Here is a 17,919-nt window from a genome sequence, read left to right on the forward strand (position 1 = left end):
CCCTTTGTAAAAAAACAGGGCGCGTCCTTGTTTTCAGGGCAGGAAAATGCTATAATTCTATATTCAGACACTATGATTTGGAGGAAGTACCGTGGAGCGAAAGACCACCCATATCCCCCCCGAGGACATCGCCCGCCAGCGGGAGTACTGCGGGGCCATCAGAGAGATCAATTCCCGCTTCGCCAAGGCCCCCCTGGCCTTCGTGGACACCTACGGCTGCCAGCAGAACGAGGCCGACTCGGAGCGCATCCGGGGCTACCTGAAGGAGATGGGCTACGGCTTCACCCAGGACGAGAAGGAGGCCGCCGTCATCGTCATCAACACCTGCGCCATCCGGGAGCACGCCGAGCAGCGGGTGCTGGGCAACGTGGGCGCCCTGGTGCATACCAAGCGGAAGAACCCCAACCAGATCATCTGCCTGTGCGGCTGCATGGTGCAGGAGCCCCACAACGCGGCCAAAATCCGCTCCTCCTACCGGCATGTGGACATGGTCTTCGGCCCCCACGCCCTGTGGCGGTTCCCCGAGTTCCTCTACCGCATCCTCACCCGCCGGGGCCGCATCTTTGAGACCGCCGACGACCCCGGCAGTATCGCCGAGGGCATCCCGGTGGTGCGGCAGAACGGGGTGAAGGCCTGGGTGTCCATCATGTACGGGTGCAACAACTTCTGCTCCTACTGCATCGTGCCCTACGTCCGGGGCCGGGAGCGCAGCCGTGACCCGGAGGTCATTCTCGCCGAGGTGGAGGAGCTGGCCAGGGCCGGATACAAGGAGATCACCCTCCTGGGCCAGAATGTCAACTCCTACGGCAAGGACCTGCCCGAGCCCATAGACTTTGCCGACCTGCTGCGGAAGGTGAACGCCGTCCCCGGCGACTTCCTCATCCGTTTTATGACCAGCCACCCCAAGGACGCCACCGAGAAGCTCTTTGACGCCATGGCCGAGTGCGAGAAGGTGGCCCCCGTCATCCATCTGCCCGTCCAGGCGGGCAACAACCGGGTGCTCAAGGCCATGAACCGGGTCTACACCCGGGAAATCTACCTGGAAAAGGTGCGCCAGCTCCGCGCCCGCATCCCCGATATCGTCCTCACCAGCGACATCATCGTGGGCTTCCCCGGCGAGACCACCGAGGAGTTTGAGGACACCATGTCCCTGCTGCGGGAGGTGGAGTACGACGCCCTGTTCACCTTCATCTACTCTCCCCGTGAGGGTACCCCCGCCGCCAAGATGCCCGACCCGCAGACCCGCGAGGAGAAGTCGGCCAACTTCCAGCGGCTGGTGGACCTGCAGAACGAGATCTCCCTGAAAAAGCACCAGGCCTATGTGGGCAAGACCATCCGCTGCCTGGTGGACGGCCGCAGCGACGACCCCCGCAACAACCTGACCGCCCGTACGCCCGGCGGACGGCTGGTCCACTTCACCGGGGACGAGAAGCTCATCGGCACCTATCAGAATCTGACCATCACCGGCTGCTCCACCTGGGCCCTCTTCGGAGAAACGGCGGAGTAAGCAGCCTCGCAGAGTTCGCGCCCGCAGGCGCGAATGAAGTGCAATCGGTTTTCCACGGCGACATGCGCGTCGGGGAAAACACAGCTCAGCCCGCAAGTGTGGGCTTTGGCTCTCTGGGCCAAAGCATGCGCGCGGCGGGCTGCAGCCCACTCGCAGCGGCGGCTCTGCCGCTGCTGCGAAACTCTCAGAGAGAAAAGGAGCGCGTACCCATGCCCGCTGAAACCACCCCCATGATGCGCCAGTACATCCGCATGAAGGAGCTTCACCCGGACTGCCTGCTCTTCTTCCGGCTGGGCGACTTCTACGAGATGTTCAACGAGGACGCCAAGGTAGCCTCCAAAGAGCTGGAGCTGACCCTCACCTCCCGTGACCGGAGCAAGCCCGCCGAGGAGCGCACCCCCATGTGCGGCGTGCCCTACCACAGCGCCGACGCCTATATTGCCCGGCTCATCGCCAAGGGGTACAAGGTGGCCATCTGCGAGCAGATGGAGGACCCCGCCACCGCCAAGGGCCTGGTGGACCGGGACATCATCCGTATTGTCACCCCCGGCACCCTCATGGACGCCTCCATGCTGGAGGAGGGCCGCAACAACTACATCTGCGCCGTGTACGCCGACTCCAACGGCGCGGCTCTGGCGGTGTGCGACCTGTCCACCGGCGAGTTCTCCGCCACCCCTTACACCGATTCCGCCCGGGCCGAGCATCTGTTCAACGACCTGGGCGCCTACAAGCCCCGGGAGGCAGTGCTGTCCGACGGGGCCTTTGCCGACGCCGCCCTCACCGACTTCCTGACCAAAAAGCTGGAGTGCCGCTGTGAAAACGGCGGAGAGGCCCGGTTCCGCTCCGACATGGCCCGGGAGACCCTGTCCCGCACCATCGCTGAGCTGCCCCCTGATGGGGACGCCACGGTGGAGCTGGCCGTCCAGGCCGCTGGGGGCCTGCTCTCCTACCTCTACGAGACCCAGAAGACCGACCTGTCCCACATCGCCGCCCTCACCATCCACTCCTCCGCCTCCCGGCCCTCCATGGAGCTGGACCTGACCGCACGGCGCACCCTGGAGCTGACCGAGACCATGCGGGGCAAGGAGAAGCGGGGCAGCCTTCTCTGGGTGCTGGACAAGACCAGGACCGCCATGGGCCACCGCCTCATCCGCACCTGGCTGGAGCAGCCCCTTCTCTCCCCTGTGGCCATCAACCGGCGGCTGGAGGCGGTGAAGGCCCTGGTGGACGACCCCATCGCCCGGGACGAGATTGTCCTGTGCCTGCGGGAGATCACCGACCTGGAGCGGCTCATCGGCCGCATTGTGTACGGCACTGCCGGCGGCCGGGATTTGGCCGCTCTGGCGGCCGGCCTGGGGCATCTGCCCGACCTGCGGGCCCTGCTGGAGCCCTTCTCCGCCGGGCTGCTGCCCACTCTGCGCCAGGAGCTGGACGACCTGGCCGACCTGCGGGGGCTCATCACCTCCGCCATTGACGACGACCCGCCCTTCTCCGTCCGGGAGGGGGGCTTCATCCGGGCAGGCTACAACGCCGACGTGGACTACCTGCGCAACATCATGACCAACGGCAAGGGCATGGTGGCCGAGGTGGAGGCCCGGGAGAAGGAGAAGACCGGCATCAAGAGCCTGAAGGTGGGCTACAACAAGGTCTTCGGCTACTACATCGAGGTGTCCAAGTCCTACTACGACCAGGTGCCCGACACCTACATCCGCAAGCAGACCCTGGCCAACTGTGAGCGGTACATCACCCAGGAGCTCAAGGACATGGAGCACACCATCCTCTCCGCCCAGGACCGGGTGGTAGCCCTGGAGTACCAGCTTTTCTGCGACGTGCGGGAGAAGACGGCGGCCCGGGTCCAGGAGATTCAGCGCTCCGCCCGGGCCGTGGCCGCCCTGGACGTGCTCACCTCCTTCGCCTGCGTGGCGGCGGACAACCACTACTGCATGCCGGTGGTGGACCTGTCCGACCGGCTGGACATTGAGGAGGGCCGCCACCCGGTGGTGGAGAAGATGCTGAAAAACGCCCTCTTTGTCCCCAACGACACCCACATGGACGGCGGGGAGAACCTGGTGGCCATCATCACCGGCCCCAACATGGCGGGCAAGTCCACCTACATGCGCCAGGTGGCCCTCATCGCCCTCATGGCCCAGATGGGCTCTTTTGTGCCCGCCAAGTCGGCCCATATCGGCATTGTGGACCGGGTGTTCACCCGCATCGGCGCCAGCGACGACCTGTCCGCCGGACAGTCCACCTTCATGGTGGAGATGACCGAGGTGGCCGAGCTGCTCAAGAACGCCACCGCCAAATCCCTGCTGATTCTGGACGAGATTGGCCGGGGCACCTCCACCTACGACGGCATGTCCATCGCCCGGGCGGTGCTGGAGTACTGCGCCGACAAGAAGCGGCTGGGGGCCAAGACCCTCTTCGCCACCCACTACCACGAGATTACCTGCCTGGAGGGACAGATCCCGGGCGTGAAGAACTACAACATCGCCGCCAAGAAGCGGAAGGGCGACGTGATTTTCCTGCGGAAGATTGTCCGGGGCGGCGCCGACCAGAGCTACGGCGTGGAGGTGGCCAAGCTGGCGGGTGTGCCCGAGCGGGTCATCACCCGCGCCCGGGAGATTCTGGAGGAGCTGGAGAGCGGCCAGGGCCCCTGTGCCGCCCCTGCCGCCGCGCTCAAGGCGGACGACGGCCAGATCTCCCTCACCGACATGGGGGGCGGCGAGGTGCTGGACCGCCTGCGCATGGTGGACATCAACACCCTCACCCCCATTGAGGCCATGAACCTGATTTACGAGCTCAAGCAGAAACTGTAAAAACAGTCGAAAAAACGGCTTTGCCGTTTTTTCGAGCAGGATGCAGCCCGCCGCGCGCATAATCTGCCCGCCATTGGCAGGCAGATTCCACACTTGCGGGCTGAGAAGTGTTTTCTCCGACGCGCATGTCGCCGGAGAAAAAAGATTTTACTTTATTCGCGCCTGCGGGCGCGAACTCTGCGAGGCGCTTTTGAGAAGATGGGGCCGCCGCAGGGGAAAGGTTTTGGTACCGCTTGTTTATCAAACCGCAGAGAGGAGGGACATATTGTGACAAAGAGAGCCTGGCGGCCCCAGATGACCGGCTCCGAGCGGAAGCGGGGGTGGGTGTTCTTCGCCCTGTACCTCCTGGTGTTCCCCTATCTCAACGCCTGGGCCCAGCGGGTGCTGCTGGGGGACGCGGAGGCCCCGGCGGCGGAGAGCAACGTGGTGTACTACGCCCTTCTCTTCGCCCTGGCCCTGCTGGTGTTCTGGTCCTTCCTGCGCCACGGCCTCTCCCTGCTGGTGGATTGGCTGCCGGAAAACTGCTTCGCCTTTGTCACCGGCCTGGTGGGGGCACTGGTGCTGGGCTTCTTGGCGGGCCTGCTGCCCATGCCGGTGGAAAACCCCATCCCCATCCAGTACCTCCAGGAGTATCTGCTCTCCCCCACCGCCACCACCGTGCTGCTGGTGGTGCTCATGCCCCTTATTGAAGAGACCCTGTTCCGGGGACTGCTCTTCGGCACACTCCGCCGGGAGAGCCGGGCGCTGGCCTATGTGGTCACCGTCCTGGTGTACGCCCTTGCCTGCGTGTGGCGGTATGTGTTCCAGCCCACCGGGGTGGACCTGCGGTACCTGTTGCTGGCGGTGGAGTACCTGCCCATGTCCCTGGCCCTGTGCTGGTGCTACGACAACGGCGGCTCCATCTGGAGCGCCGTGGGCCTGCACATGGTCCTCAACGCCGCACAGCTCATCACCATTGTCCGGGGGGTATCGTCCTGATGGAAAAGGAGTTTTCTATGCCGCATATTCAACAGCTTGACCCCCACGTTGCCGACCTGATTGCCGCCGGTGAGGTGGTGGAGCGGCCCGCCAGCGTGGTAAAGGAGCTGGTGGAGAACGCCATTGACGCCGGGGCGGAGACCGTCACCGTGGAGATTCAGCGGGGCGGCATGTCCCTCATCCGGGTCACCGACAACGGCTGCGGCATTGCCGCCGACGAGGCGGAGACCGCCTTTCTCCGCCACGCCACCAGCAAAATCCGCACCGAGCACGACCTGGAGGCCATCGGCACCCTGGGCTTCCGGGGCGAGGCTCTGGCGGCCATCGCCGCCGTGTCCCGGGTGGACCTGCTCACCCGCACGGCGGAGGAGGACCTGGGCGCCGCCCTCAGCCTGGAGGGAGGCGAGGTGGTCAGCCGTGAAGAGGCGGGCTGTCCCGTGGGCACCACCATGGTGGTGCGTGACCTGTTCTTCAACACCCCCGCCCGGCTCAAATTCATGAAAAAGGACGCCGCCGAGGGTGCCGCTGTGTTCGCCATGGTCCAGCGGCTGGCTTTGGCCCACCCGGAGGTGTCCGTGAAATTCCTGCGGGACGGCAAGCAGGAGCTGCTCACCCCCGGCGACGGCCAGATGAAAAGCGCCGTCTACTCGGTGCTGGGCCGGGACCTGGCCCTGGGCCTTATCGAGGTGAAGGGCTCCGGGGAGGACATGACGGTCACCGGCTTCACCTCCCTGCCCGCCTGCTGCCGCCCCACCCGGGGTTACCAGCACTTCTTTGTCAACGGCCGGTACGTGAAGAGCCGCACCATGATGGCCGCCCTGGAGGAGGCCTATCAGAACCAGAAGATGGTGGGCAAGTTCCCCGCCTGCGTGCTCCATCTGACCTGCCGCCTGAGCAGCGTGGATGTGAACGTCCACCCCACCAAGCAGGAGGTCAAGTTCGGCAATGAGCGGCAGGTGTTCTCCGCCGTGTACTACGCCGTCCTCTCCGCCCTGGAGGGGGACAGGAGCCACGTCCAGGCCCAGGTGGGCCGCCCCGCCGGGCGGCTGGCTCCCACTGCCGGACACGACACCGTCACCCCCAACCAGACCACCTTCCGCACTATGACGGCCCAGGAGTACCGCCAGAGCGCTGCCGGTGCCCGGAGCGGGCTGCCGCTTCACGACTTTACCGCTCCCAAAGCGGCCGCCCCTGCGGCCCCCATTTCCCGGCCCAAGCCGGAAGCGCGACCCACGGAGAGCAGGCCTGTCTTCCGGGAGCCTGTCCGGGAGATTCCACGGCCTGTACCGGAAAAGCCTGTGGAAACAGTCATTCCGGCGCCGGAGCGGACACCCGCGCCCGTCCCGGAGGAGAAAATGATTCCCCCGGAGCCGGTGGAGCTGCCCGAGGAGAAGCCGGTTCCCCCGGTTCAGAAGGTTCCTGCGCCTGAGGTTCAGCCTGAGCCCGTCCCTGTCCAGCCCCAGGAGGAGGAAATCCCCTGGCGGGTGGCCGGCGAGGTGCTCAACACCTATATCATCGTGGAGCAGGGGGACAAGGTCCTGCTCATCGACAAGCACGCCGCTCACGAGCGGATGAATTTCGACCGTCTCAAGGCCCAGGGCTACCAGCCCATGGTCCAGAACCTGCTCACCCCGGCGGTGTTCACACCGCCTGCCGAGGAGGGGGCAGTGCTGCTCCAGAATCTGCCGCTGCTCGCCCAGTTCGGCTTTGACGCCGAGGATTTCGGCGGCGGGGCCATTATCGTCCGGGCAGCCCCCGGGGACGTGGACGCGGAGGACGTGCCCGCCACCCTGGAGGAGATTGCGGCCAAGCTGCTGACCACCGGACGGGCCAATCCGGACGCCGCCCGGGACGAGCTGATGCACACTATGGCCTGCAAGGCGGCCATCAAGGGCGGCCAGAAGAACGGCCCCCAGGAGCTGGAGAAGGTGGCCGGAGCGGTGATGCGGGGAGAGGTGAAGTACTGTCCCCACGGCCGCCCGGTGGCCATTGAGATGACCCGCGGACAGCTGGAGAAGCAGTTCAAGCGGGCATGAGAAACAGAAAGGAGCTGTGACCGTGGCCAAGCTGCTGGTCATCTGCGGCCCCACCGCCTCAGGCAAGACCGCTCTGGCGGTGGCGCTGGCCAAGGCGACAGGGGGCGAGGTGGTGAGCGCCGACTCCATGCAGATTTACCGCCGCATGGACATCGGCACCGCCAAGCCCACGGCGGAGGAGATGGACGGGGTACCCCACCACATGCTGGACGTGGCCGACCCCGGCGAGGACTACTCAGTAGCCCGCTATGTCGCCGATGCCACCGCCTGCGTGGAGGACATTCTCTCCCGGGGAAAGCTGCCCATTGTGGCGGGCGGAACCGGGCTGTATATCGACAATCTGCTGGCCGGGCGGGAGTTTGCCGCCTTCACCGGAGTGTGGCGGCAGAAGCTCCAGGACCGGGCCGAGCGGGAGGGCATCGAGGTGCTCTACCGGGAGCTGGAGCAGGTGGACCCCCAGCGGGCGGCCAAACTCCACCTGGCCGACGAAAAGCGCATCATCCGGGCCCTGGAGGTGTGGCACGAGACCGGCGAGACCATCACCGAGCATGACCGCCGCACCGCCGCCCTGCCGCCCCGGTATGAGGCGGTGCGCATCGGCCTGACCTTTGCCGAGCGGGCGGATATGTGGGAGCGCATCGACCGCCGGGTGGACCAAATGATGGCCGCCGGGCTGGTGGAAGAGGTGGAGGGCCTGCTCTCCTCCGGCGTGCCGGAGAGCTGCACCGCCATGCAGGCCATCGGCTACAAGGAGATGGTTGCCGCCCTGCGGGAGGGCCGAGCGGTGAGCGAGGCCGCGGAGGAGATTAAGCTCCGCTCCCGGCAGTACGCCAAGCGGCAGCTGACCTGGTTCCGCCGTGAGCCGTCGGTGAAGTGGATCACCTGGGAGAAAATACCAGATTTTTCAATAGCACTACAAAATTCGACAGCATATTTGGAAGAAACTGGATTACTATAAGGGCATTCCGTGGGCCTGTCCCACCAGAGAGAAAGGAATGTACTTAGTATGCAGAAGACAAACAATCTCCAGGACCTCTTCCTCACCCGCCTGAACCGCACCCGGGCCAATGTCACCTTCTTTTTGATGAACGGCTACCAGCTCCGGGGCCAGGTGGCCGGCTTCGACGCCTTTGTGGTGTTTCTCATCACCGACGGCAAGCAGCAGATGATCTATAAGCACGCAATTTCCACCATTACCCCCGAGCGGCCTGTGGATATGAGCCAGGGGGAGTGAGCGGCTTTCCATAGGGGAAGGCTTACCTTGACACCATGCGATTGTTAGAGACAGATTTTTCAATTCCCTGGAGGAGCATCCCATGAAAGAGGGCAAAATCGTCAACCGAGTGGTCATGCTGGTGCTGCTGGGCGCGGTGCTGGCATATCTGTTCGTATACGCCTGGAAGAGCTTTACCAACCGGATGGTCACCATGACCTGCTATACCTATACCTTGGATCAGGCCATGGAAGCCACGGGAGTGCTGGTGCGGGACGAGTATGTGCTGCCCGCCCGGTCCAGCCTGGCGGATGTACTGCCCGCTGAGGGTGAACGCGTGGGCGTGGGCCAGACGGTGGCCTATCTCTACCAGGACGCCGGTGCCCTGGAGCGTCGCCAGGAGATCAGCGCCCTCACGCAGGAGCTGGAGCAGATTAACTACTCCCTGAGCCACAGTGATGACCTCTCAGACAATGCCAAGCTGTCTGAGGAAATTCTCACTCAGATTACCGCCCTGCGCTCCTCCGTGGCCAGCCGGGATTTCACCAATCTGGAAGACGACACCATGGAGCTGCGGACCCTGGTCTATAAGCGGGACTACTCCTCCACCGGGGATATTACCGCCCTCCAGACCGCCAAAGCGGAGCTGGAGGCTCAGCTCCAGACCCTGACTACCGCCGCCGGACAGGATACAACCGCTGTTGTGGCCGACAGGTCCGGCCTCTTCTCCGGCATGGTGGACGGATGGGAGAGCCTGCTCACCCCCGCCATGTTGGAAACTCTCACCCCTTCCCAGCTGACACAGCTGGAGGGCTCTGCGGTCACAGCGGAGGAGGGGACGGTGGGCAAGCTCATTACCAGCACCAAGTGGTACTTTGCCTGCGTCATGGATGAGGCCGACTCAGGAGAGCTGGCCAATCTGCGGGACTCCAACAAGAAAGTCACCGTCCGCTTCTCCCGGGACTGGTCCGGAGAGGTGGACATGACAGTGGAGCGCATCAGCGACCCGGAGAACGGCAAGGTAGTGGTGGTGCTCTCCAGCAAGGAGTTTTTGTCGGACACCACCCTGCTCCGGGAGCAGACGGTGAGCCTGGTGTACAGCAGTGTCACCGGTATCCGCATCCCCAAGAACGCCCTCTATCAGAATGAGGAAGGCCAGTGGGGCGTGTACGCCGTTGTAGGCGCCCGGGCGGAGTTCAAGCCGGTGGACATTGTGGACGATGAGGAGGACTACTACCTGGTCCGTGCGGTGGCAGTGGCGCCGGGAGACAACAACGAGGCCAAGCGGTCCCTCCGGGCCGGGGATGAGATTATCCTCTCCGGCGAAGAGCTGTATGACGGAAAAGTGGTAAGAGGCTGAGGCCCCTTGCCTGAATATGGAGGTGCGGAGCGATGACGCTGCCGGAACGTGTGGAAGCTGTAAAGAGAAAGATTGCCGCCGCCGCTTTGGAGGTGGGCCGGGACCCGGCGGAGGTCACCCTGGTGGCCGCCACCAAGGTCCAGACCTCGGATACCATCCGGCAGGCCATTGCCGCGGGCATCACGGTGTGCGGTGAGAACCGGGTCCAGGAGATGAACGCCCATCTGGACGACTACGCCTATGACGGCGCCGCCCTCCACTTCATCGGCCACCTCCAGACCAATAAGGTCAAGTATGTGGTGGGCCGGGCGGATATGATAGAATCCATCGACTCCCGCCGCCTGCTGGAGGCGGTGGAGGCCCAGGCGGCCAAGCTGGGTATCGTGCAGGACATCCTGCTGGAGATCAACGTGGGCGGCGAGGCGTCCAAGAGCGGCGCGGCGCCGGAGGAGGCCATGGAGCTGGCCCGGCTGGCGGCGGAGCTGCCCCATATCCGCCTGCGGGGACTGATGGCCATTCCTCCGGCTGCCCGGATTCCCGGAGAAAACCGACATTTTTTTGCAGAAATGTATCACCTTTATGTTGACATAAGAACGGCTTTGGACCATAATGGAACTGATATGGACTGCCTGTCCATGGGAATGAGCGGCGACTATGAGGACGCCGTGCGGGAGGGTGCCACCCACGTGCGGGTGGGAACCGCCCTTTTCGGCCCCCGGCCGCCCATGGTAAAGCAGAGCCAAGGCTGATAAATGGGGGTAACCGACCATGGGTTTTATTGACGAACTGAAGCGCCTTGCCCGTCCCTATGAGGACGAGGATGACGAGGATTATGAGGAGGACTATGAGCCGGTGACCCGGGGCGACCGGGCCGAGCGCCGGGAGAAGAGCGCCTCCGCCAAGATGGACAATTCCGGCAGCATCTTCCAGCAGGAGGAGCCCCGCCGGAGCAACAAGGTGGTCAACATCCACACCACCACCCAGCTCCAGGTGGTGCTGGTGAAGCCCGACCGCTTCGAGAACGCCGCCGAGATTGCCGACCACCTGCGTGAGAAGCGCACTGTGGTGCTCAATCTGGAGCAGACCAACAAGGACATCGCCCGCCGCCTGCTGGACTTCCTGTCCGGCGTGGCCTATGCCAACGAGGGCAAGATCAAGAAGGTGGCTATTTCCACCTACATCATCACGCCCTACAACGTGGACATTCTCGGCGACCTGATTGACGAGCTGGAGAATAACGGGCTGTATTTCTAAGCTGTACTTAATCGCGCTTGAGCGCCAGCTCAGGGTAGCGGACAAGGTTTTTGCGCCCTTTTTTAAAGAGAAACGGGGGAATTGGATATGATGACACCACAGGAAGTCTCTCAGCACGCGTTTGCCAAGGCGAACTTCGGCGGCTACAATATGGCCATGGTGGACGAGTTCCTGGACCAGCTCACCGAGGACTACACCGCCCTCTACAAGGAGAACGCCCTGCTCAAGAGCAAGATGAAGGTGCTGGTGGAGAAGGTGGAGGAGTACCGTTCCACCGAGGAGGGCATGCGCAAGGCCCTGCTGGCCGCCCAGCGGACAGCGGATGAGATTGTCCGCGAGGCGGAGGAGAAGCGTGCCCAGCTCATCGGCACCGCCGAGGGTGAGGCCCGTGCCAAGATTGACGCCCTGCGCCAGGAGCTGGAGAATGAGCAGCTGCGCCTGAGCGCCGCCAAGGAGGCCACCGCCGCCTATGTGGCCAAGCTGAAGGACCTCTATCAGCACGAGATGGACTACCTCAACGGTCTGTCCCAGCTGACCGCGCCCGCCCCCAACCAGACTGAGCAGACCGCCCGGGACATCCAGTCCTCCATGGAGAAGATTGTGGAGGAGGAGACCGGTGAGCTGCCCCAGGTGGAGGACGAGCTGCCTGAGGAGGAGCCGGAGCAGGATGTCCAGGAGGAGGACGGCGGCCTGTACGCCGAGCTGCTGGGCATGGACCGGAAGGACAAGGAGGAGCAGCCTGAGTCCCGCCGGGAGCACCGGGGCGACCGGAGTGACCGCCGGGCCCGCCGCCACGATGCGGACGAGGAGGATGAGGACGACTCCCCCACCCGCCGCATCGACTTCAGCAACCTGAAGTTCGGGAAGGATTACGAGATCAAGTAAATATCTGTTAGTCTTATTACGCGCAAGCCAGCTTCGGATGCCTGCATGGAATAACAGATCTGAATGCCCCCGGCCACAGGCCGGGGGCATTTTTCAGGGAAAGAAAGAGAAGAAAGGTGAATCGGGATGAAAAAACGGCGTTTGCCCGGATGGGCGGGGCTTGCCTGGCGGGTCTGCTGCTGCTGACCCCTGCAGGACAGGCCTTCAGCAACGAGCCGGCCTCCTGGGCGGCAGACAGCATTGATATGCTCAACCACAAGGCGCTGCTGTACAACCTGCTGCCTGATGCAGAACGGCTCGACTCCAAGAGCCCCATCACCCGCGGAGAGTTCTGCCAGCTGCTGGTGGGCGTGGCCCGGAGCGAGTTCTCCCAGACGCTTATTGAAAGCATTGCTCCCAAGCCCGCCGACTATTTTCAGGATATTGCCCGCACGGTGAGTGAGGACACGCCGGGCGGAGAATACGACATGTACTATGCCGCTGCCTACGGCCTGACGGAGGGCGCCGACTACGGCAGCGGCCGGGTGGCCGACTGCGGAAGTGAGCTGACCCGGGAGCAGGCGGCCAAGATGATGTGCGCGCTGGTGGATTTTCTGGAGGAGCACAGCGGCCAGAGCCTCTATACCCGGGGGGAGCCCACTGCTTTCACGGACATGGACCAGGTCAGCAGCTGGGCGGCCGAATCGGTGACCAAGGCCTCCGCCTGCGGCATCATGAAGGGAGACCAGAACCAGCGCTTCAATCCCGCCGGCAAGCTGACCTGGGAGGAGGCCTGCGTTATGGCGGCCCGGGCCAACCAGGCTGCCGACCGGGCCCGGATGGACCGGGCGGCTGAGGAGGGTGTCCGCTGGCTGGACGTGGAGGGGCAGCTCACCCCCTCCTACGGAGTGTACGGCACCGAGGTCTACCCCCTGATGGACGGCGACAGCCTCCAGCTGCTCTACCTCTTCTCCAAACCCAAGGTGGAGACCTTCCGTGCTGACGGCACCTCCGCCGGGGTCAGGCAGCTGGACAAGGAGCTGCTGAACTGCATCGCCTTCTGCCAGAGCGATGAGTACTATTTCATCTGCTTCAGCCAGTCCAATCAGAAGCTGGAGGACGATAAAGAGGTCTACCGGGTGGTAAAGTACGACCACCAGTGGAACCGGCTGGGCGCGGCCTCGGTTACCGGCGGAGCCAGCAATACCAGCGCGCCCTCTCAGCTGAACCATACCGGCATGGCCATTCAGGGCGACACCCTGATCGTCCACACCGCCCGCCAGATGTACCCCGATGCCGCCGGCACCCGGCATCAGGCCAACCTGACCTTTGAGGTGGATATCCCCACCATGACAGCATCCATGCCCAATGATTCGCCCACCTATGTGAGCCACTCTTTCGCCCAGTATGCGGTCCGGGACGGGGAGGAGATGGTGTATGTGGACCAGGGCGATGCCTACCCGGCCAGAGGCTTCATTCTCTCCACCAAGGGCGGGGCCGGCGAGATTCCGGTCTGGCAGAACATCTTCCCCTTTGCCGGCGCAGAGGGGGACAACACCACCAATGCCGACCCGGGCGGACTGGGTGTCTCCCCCACCCACTACCTCTTCCTGGCCAGCTCGGCGCCCCAGCAGGGCAGCGGCGAGGGAGAGAAGGACCAGAACGTGGTGCTTATCTCGGTGCCCAAGGCGGGCTTCCCCAACGGCACGCCCCAGGTGCAGCAGCTGACCCACTTCACCGGCGGGACGGAATGGGTGACCAACCCCAAGCTGGTCCAGGTGGATGACAACACCTTTGTGGCCATGTGGCAGAGCGCCAAAAGCTGTGAGCAGGTGGACTCCGCCCCTGGGGACTTCTGCTATGCCGTCTTTGACGGCACGGGCCGTCAGATTGGCCAGACCGTGACCAAGCCTGAATTCCAGGCTCCGGTGGCCGACCCGGTGGTGGTGGGTGACACCATCTATTGGGTCATGTATGACGGCGGCCTGCTCTACCAGACCTACGGCGGCCGGGAGCATGCGGCCCTCTTCTCCCTCACTGTGCCCCGCAATCCCTGAACAGGGCGGAGAAAAGGGCCATTTCCCCTGACAGATTGCTGAAAAGCAGGAAAGCGGGGGAAAGAGCCCCGCTCTCCCTTGACAAACTGGCGGAAAACAGGTAAGATACACGGAGAAACGCCCTTACAGGTGTTTCTCCGTGTTTTTTTCATACAGCAAACGCAAGGAAGAGGAAGAGTAATCCGGCCCAACCTGCCCAGAGAGCCGCCGTTTTGGTGAAAGGCGGAGAGGCGGACGGACGAAAATCACCTCGGAGCCTCCGGCTGAACGGGCCTGACCCCACTAAGCCGGGACGGGCGGCGCCGTTATCCGCCGGCTTGAGTGGCCGCAGCATGCCTGCGGCAAGAAGAGTGGTACCGCAGAGGTTTGCGCCTTTGTCTCTTTTTGGAGACAGGGGCGCTTTTTTGTTCCCTCGGCACCGGAAAGGAGACAGGATGAAAGAGGAACTGTACTGGCTGGAGCCCCCCGACCCGGAGGAGCTGGCCAAGCTGCCCCTGCACCGTGCCGGCGGCTTCTCGGACGCAACCGAACTGGCGGAGCAGGTCCGGGCCGGCGGCGCATTTCTGGCGGATCTGGAGGAGGCCGGACCGGAGGTTGCCCAGCGTATCCTGGATTTCCTGTGCGGCGCGGTCTGGCTGGCCGGCGGCAGAATCCGCAAGCTGTCTGCGTGGACCTATTTGATCACCCCGCCGGAGGACTGATCCGGCCACAACAATCATATCTGGAGGAAACAACCCATGGACTACAACAAGACCATCCACCTCCCCAAGACGGACTTCCCCATGCGGGCCGGCCTGCCCCGGCGTGAGCCCGACATGCTCAAGGCCATGGAGGAGAAGGACATCTACCACAAGCTGATCAAGAAGAACGAGGGCAAGCCCACCTTCGTCCTCCACGACGGCCCTCCCTACGCCAACGGCAACATCCACATCGGCACCGCCCTGAACAAGATCCTCAAGGACATGATCGTCAAGCACCGCAATATGACCGGCTGGTGCGCCCCCTACGTCCCCGGCTGGGATACCCACGGCCTGCCCATCGAGTCCGCCGTGCTCAAGGACAAGAGCGTGAAGCGGGAGGAGATGACCACCGCCCAGTTCCGCACCAAGTGCAAGGAGTACGCCGAGGGCTATATCGCCAAGATGACCGGCCAGTTCCAGCGCCTGGGCGTCATCGGCGAGTGGGAGAACCCCTATATCACCCTGCTGCCCGAGTTTGAGGCCAAGCAGATTGAGGTTTTTGGCAAGATGGCCGAGAAGGGCCTCATCTACAAGGGCATGAAGCCCGTGTACTGGTGCCCCCACGACCAGACCGCTCTGGCCGAGGCCGAGATTGAGTACGCCGACGACCCCTGTACTACCATCTTCGTAAAATTCCCCGTCCGGGACGACAAGGGCAAGCTGGCCCAGTACACCGACCTGAGCAAGACCTATTTCGTCATCTGGACCACCACCCCCTGGACCATCCCCGGCAACTTCGCCATCTGCCTCAACGCCGACTTCGACTATGTCCTGCTCCAGGTGCCCTCCGGCGACGTGTACGTCCTGGCCAAGGAGCTGGCCGAGAAGGTGTGCAAGGCCGCCCACATCGACTACGACGCCTGCAAGGTGCTGGCCGAGATGAAGGGCAGCGAGTTCGAGCTGATGACCGCCACCCACCCCCTGTTCGACCGTGAGTCCGTCATCCTCAACGGCGAGCACGTCACCCTGGACGCCGGCTCCGGCTGCGTCCACACCGCTCCCGGCTTCGGCGCCGAGGACTTCCAGATCTGCCAGCAGTACGACAAGGCCGGCCTGACCCACATCGGCGTCCCCGTGCCCGTCAACGCCAAGGGCGTCATGACCGACGAGCGCTACAACGGTCAGTTCTACGCCAAGGGCAACGACATGGTGGTGGCCGACCTGGAGGCCGAGGGCTTCCTGGTTGCCAAGGAGTCCATCACCCACTCCTACCCCCACTGCTGGCGCTGCAAGCACCCCATCATCTACCGCGCCACCGAGCAGTGGTTCTGCTCCGTGGACGCCATCAAGGACGCCGCCGTCAAGTCCTGCGACGAGATCCAGTGGAAGCCCGAGTGGGGCAAGGAGCGCATGATCTCCATGATCTCGGAGCGCAACGACTGGTGCATCAGCCGTCAGCGTGTGTGGGGCGTGCCCATTCCCATCTTCTACTGCGACGACTGCGGCGCTGATATCGTCACCCCCGAGACCATCGCCCATGTGGCCGAGCTGTTCCGTGAGCACGGCTCCAACGTGTGGTTCGAGCGGGAGGCCAAGGATCTGCTGCCCGAGGGCTTCGTGTGCCCCAAGTGCGGCAAGGTCCACTTCTCCAAGGAGACCGACATCATGGACGTGTGGTTCGACTCCGGCTCTACCTGGGCCGCTGTGGCCGCCGAGCGTCCCTACCTGAAGTACCCCGCCGACCTGTATCTGGAGGGCGGCGACCAGTACCGCGGCTGGTTCCAGTCCTCCATGCTCACCTCCATCGCCGTCAACGGCGTGGCCCCCTATAAGCAGATCACCACCCACGGCTGGACCGTGGACGGCGAGGGCAAGGCCATGCACAAGTCCCTGGGCAACGCCGTGTCCCCCGACGAGGTCATCAAGGACTACGGCGCCGACCTGCTCCGCCTGTGGGTGGCCTCCGCCGACTACACCCAGGACATGCGCATCTCCAAGGAGATCATGAAGCAGCTGTCCGACGCCTACCTGAAGATCCGCAACACCGCCCGCTATATGCTGGGCAGCCTGAACGGCTTTGACCCGGACGCCGATTCCGTGGCCTACGCCGACCTGACCGACCTGGACAAGTGGGCCCTGTCCCGCCTCAATGAGCTTGCCCGCACCGTGCGTAACTTCTACAACAAGTACGAGTTCCACGGCGTCTACCGCAGCCTGTACAACTTCTGCGTGGTGGACCTGTCCAACTTCTACTTCGACATCATCAAGGACCGCCTCTACTGCGGCGATGAGGCCGGCCGCCGCTCCGCCCAGACCGCTCTGTACCGGATCCTGGACGGCATGACCCGTCTGGTGGCCCCCATCCTGGCCTTCACCAGCGAGGAGATCTGGCAGGCCATGCCCCACGACAAGACCGCCGATGCCGAGTGCGTCCTCTTCAACGAGATGCCCGACTTCGACGAGGCTCTGGCCCTGCCCCAGGACCAGGCCGAGCGCTGGGACGCCGCCATGGCCCTGCGCACCGACGTGAACAAGGCCCTGGAGATTGCCCGCGGCGAGAAGCGCATCGGCAAGAGCCTGGAGGCCGCCGTCACGCTGTACTTTGACGGCGACGAGGCCCAGGCCCTGTGGCGCGGCCCCCTGGGCGGCTTCGACACCAAGGACCTGGAGACCATCTGCATCGTCTCCCACGTGGACGCCGTCATCGGCTCCGGCGAGGGCTACAAGGGCGAGGCCGTCCCCGGCCTGACCGTCCAGGTGGAGCAGGCCTCCGGCGCCAAGTGCGCCCGCTGCTGGATGTACAACGAGCACGTGGGCGAGGACCACGACCACCCCGAGCTCTGCCCCCGCTGCGCAGCCGTTGTGAAAGCCGAGCAGTAACCCGGGGCAGAGCCCCCGCGAAGCGGGGCCGCGCGGCAGCGCGTCCAAGCGTTTTGGGCCATGGGCCCAAAACCTTGATGCCGGGGCAATTCACTTGCCCCGAGCAGATGAAAGAACCGGGGTCCCCGCCGGGCCAAGGCCCGGTGGGGCTGCCCCGCTGCGCCGCTGTTGTGAAAGCGGAGCAGTAAGAAATCCTCATAACACCGCCAAGCAGGCGCCCGCTTCTGCGGGCGCCTGTTTTTTTGTAAAGATGATTTTAATGGAAAGTTAA

Annotated in this window: 13 protein-coding genes and 1 other annotated feature; all 13 genes read left to right on the forward strand. The window is 64.0% G+C overall.

Annotated features, from left to right (window positions below):
• The first annotated feature begins 91 nt into the window (after nucleotides 1-91).
• The 13 genes from miaB to ileS all read left to right on the forward strand — a co-directional run bounded on the left by miaB (nucleotide 92) and on the right by ileS (nucleotide 17,648).
• Complete coding sequence (gene miaB / locus ACOX7T_RS04955; protein WP_433440464.1) at nucleotides 92-1,507, forward strand: tRNA (N6-isopentenyl adenosine(37)-C2)-methylthiotransferase MiaB; 1,416 nt, start codon at nucleotides 92-94, stop codon at nucleotides 1,505-1,507.
• Nucleotides 1,508-1,716: 209 nt separating this feature from the next.
• On the forward strand, nucleotides 1,717-4,326 hold the full coding sequence (gene mutS / locus ACOX7T_RS04960; protein WP_433440466.1) for a DNA mismatch repair protein MutS: 2,610 nt from the start codon (nucleotides 1,717-1,719) through the stop codon (nucleotides 4,324-4,326).
• 267 nt (nucleotides 4,327-4,593) lie between these two features.
• Complete coding sequence (locus ACOX7T_RS04965; RefSeq protein WP_433440468.1) at nucleotides 4,594-5,304, forward strand: lysostaphin resistance A-like protein; 711 nt, start codon at nucleotides 4,594-4,596, stop codon at nucleotides 5,302-5,304.
• 17 nt (nucleotides 5,305-5,321) lie between these two features.
• Nucleotides 5,322-7,340: a DNA mismatch repair endonuclease MutL gene (mutL, locus tag ACOX7T_RS04970; protein WP_433440470.1), complete on the forward strand. Its 2,019-nt coding sequence runs from the start codon at nucleotides 5,322-5,324 to the stop codon at nucleotides 7,338-7,340.
• Between the two features lie 22 nt (nucleotides 7,341-7,362).
• A complete protein-coding gene (gene miaA / locus ACOX7T_RS04975; protein ID WP_433440472.1) occupies nucleotides 7,363-8,298 on the forward strand; it encodes a tRNA (adenosine(37)-N6)-dimethylallyltransferase MiaA in 936 nt (311 codons plus the stop codon).
• Nucleotides 8,299-8,346: 48 nt separating this feature from the next.
• The gene (hfq, locus tag ACOX7T_RS04980) at nucleotides 8,347-8,574 is read left to right on the forward strand and encodes an RNA chaperone Hfq (RefSeq protein ID WP_433440474.1); all 228 of its coding nucleotides are present in this window, start codon (nucleotides 8,347-8,349) and stop codon (nucleotides 8,572-8,574) included.
• Nucleotides 8,575-8,656: 82 nt separating this feature from the next.
• Nucleotides 8,657-9,913: an HlyD family efflux transporter periplasmic adaptor subunit gene (locus ACOX7T_RS04985; protein ID WP_433440476.1), complete on the forward strand. Its 1,257-nt coding sequence runs from the start codon at nucleotides 8,657-8,659 to the stop codon at nucleotides 9,911-9,913.
• A gap of 32 nt (nucleotides 9,914-9,945) precedes the next feature.
• Nucleotides 9,946-10,662, forward strand: coding sequence for a YggS family pyridoxal phosphate-dependent enzyme (locus ACOX7T_RS04990; protein ID WP_433440478.1), 717 nt, complete (start codon nucleotides 9,946-9,948; stop codon nucleotides 10,660-10,662).
• 19 nt (nucleotides 10,663-10,681) lie between these two features.
• On the forward strand, nucleotides 10,682-11,167 hold the full coding sequence (locus ACOX7T_RS04995) for a cell division protein SepF (protein ID WP_006571878.1): 486 nt from the start codon (nucleotides 10,682-10,684) through the stop codon (nucleotides 11,165-11,167).
• 87 nt (nucleotides 11,168-11,254) lie between these two features.
• Nucleotides 11,255-12,052, forward strand: a complete 798-nt coding sequence (locus ACOX7T_RS05000) for a DivIVA domain-containing protein (RefSeq protein WP_433440481.1) — start codon at nucleotides 11,255-11,257, stop codon at nucleotides 12,050-12,052.
• 116 nt (nucleotides 12,053-12,168) lie between these two features.
• A complete protein-coding gene (locus tag ACOX7T_RS05005; RefSeq protein WP_433440483.1) occupies nucleotides 12,169-14,088 on the forward strand; it encodes an S-layer homology domain-containing protein in 1,920 nt (639 codons plus the stop codon).
• A gap of 155 nt (nucleotides 14,089-14,243) precedes the next feature.
• Nucleotides 14,244-14,473: a binding site (T-box leader), on the forward strand.
• A gap of 49 nt (nucleotides 14,474-14,522) precedes the next feature.
• A complete protein-coding gene (gene sepF / locus ACOX7T_RS05010; RefSeq protein WP_148316211.1) occupies nucleotides 14,523-14,789 on the forward strand; it encodes a cell division protein SepF in 267 nt (88 codons plus the stop codon).
• 36 nt (nucleotides 14,790-14,825) lie between these two features.
• Nucleotides 14,826-17,648: an isoleucine--tRNA ligase gene (gene ileS / locus ACOX7T_RS05015; RefSeq protein ID WP_433440485.1), complete on the forward strand. Its 2,823-nt coding sequence runs from the start codon at nucleotides 14,826-14,828 to the stop codon at nucleotides 17,646-17,648.
• The last annotated feature ends 271 nt before the right edge of the window (nucleotides 17,649-17,919 follow it).

Origin of the sequence: Pseudoflavonifractor sp. (assembly GCF_050943825.1) — a bacterium.
Classification (GTDB): domain Bacteria; phylum Bacillota; class Clostridia; order Oscillospirales; family Oscillospiraceae; genus Pseudoflavonifractor.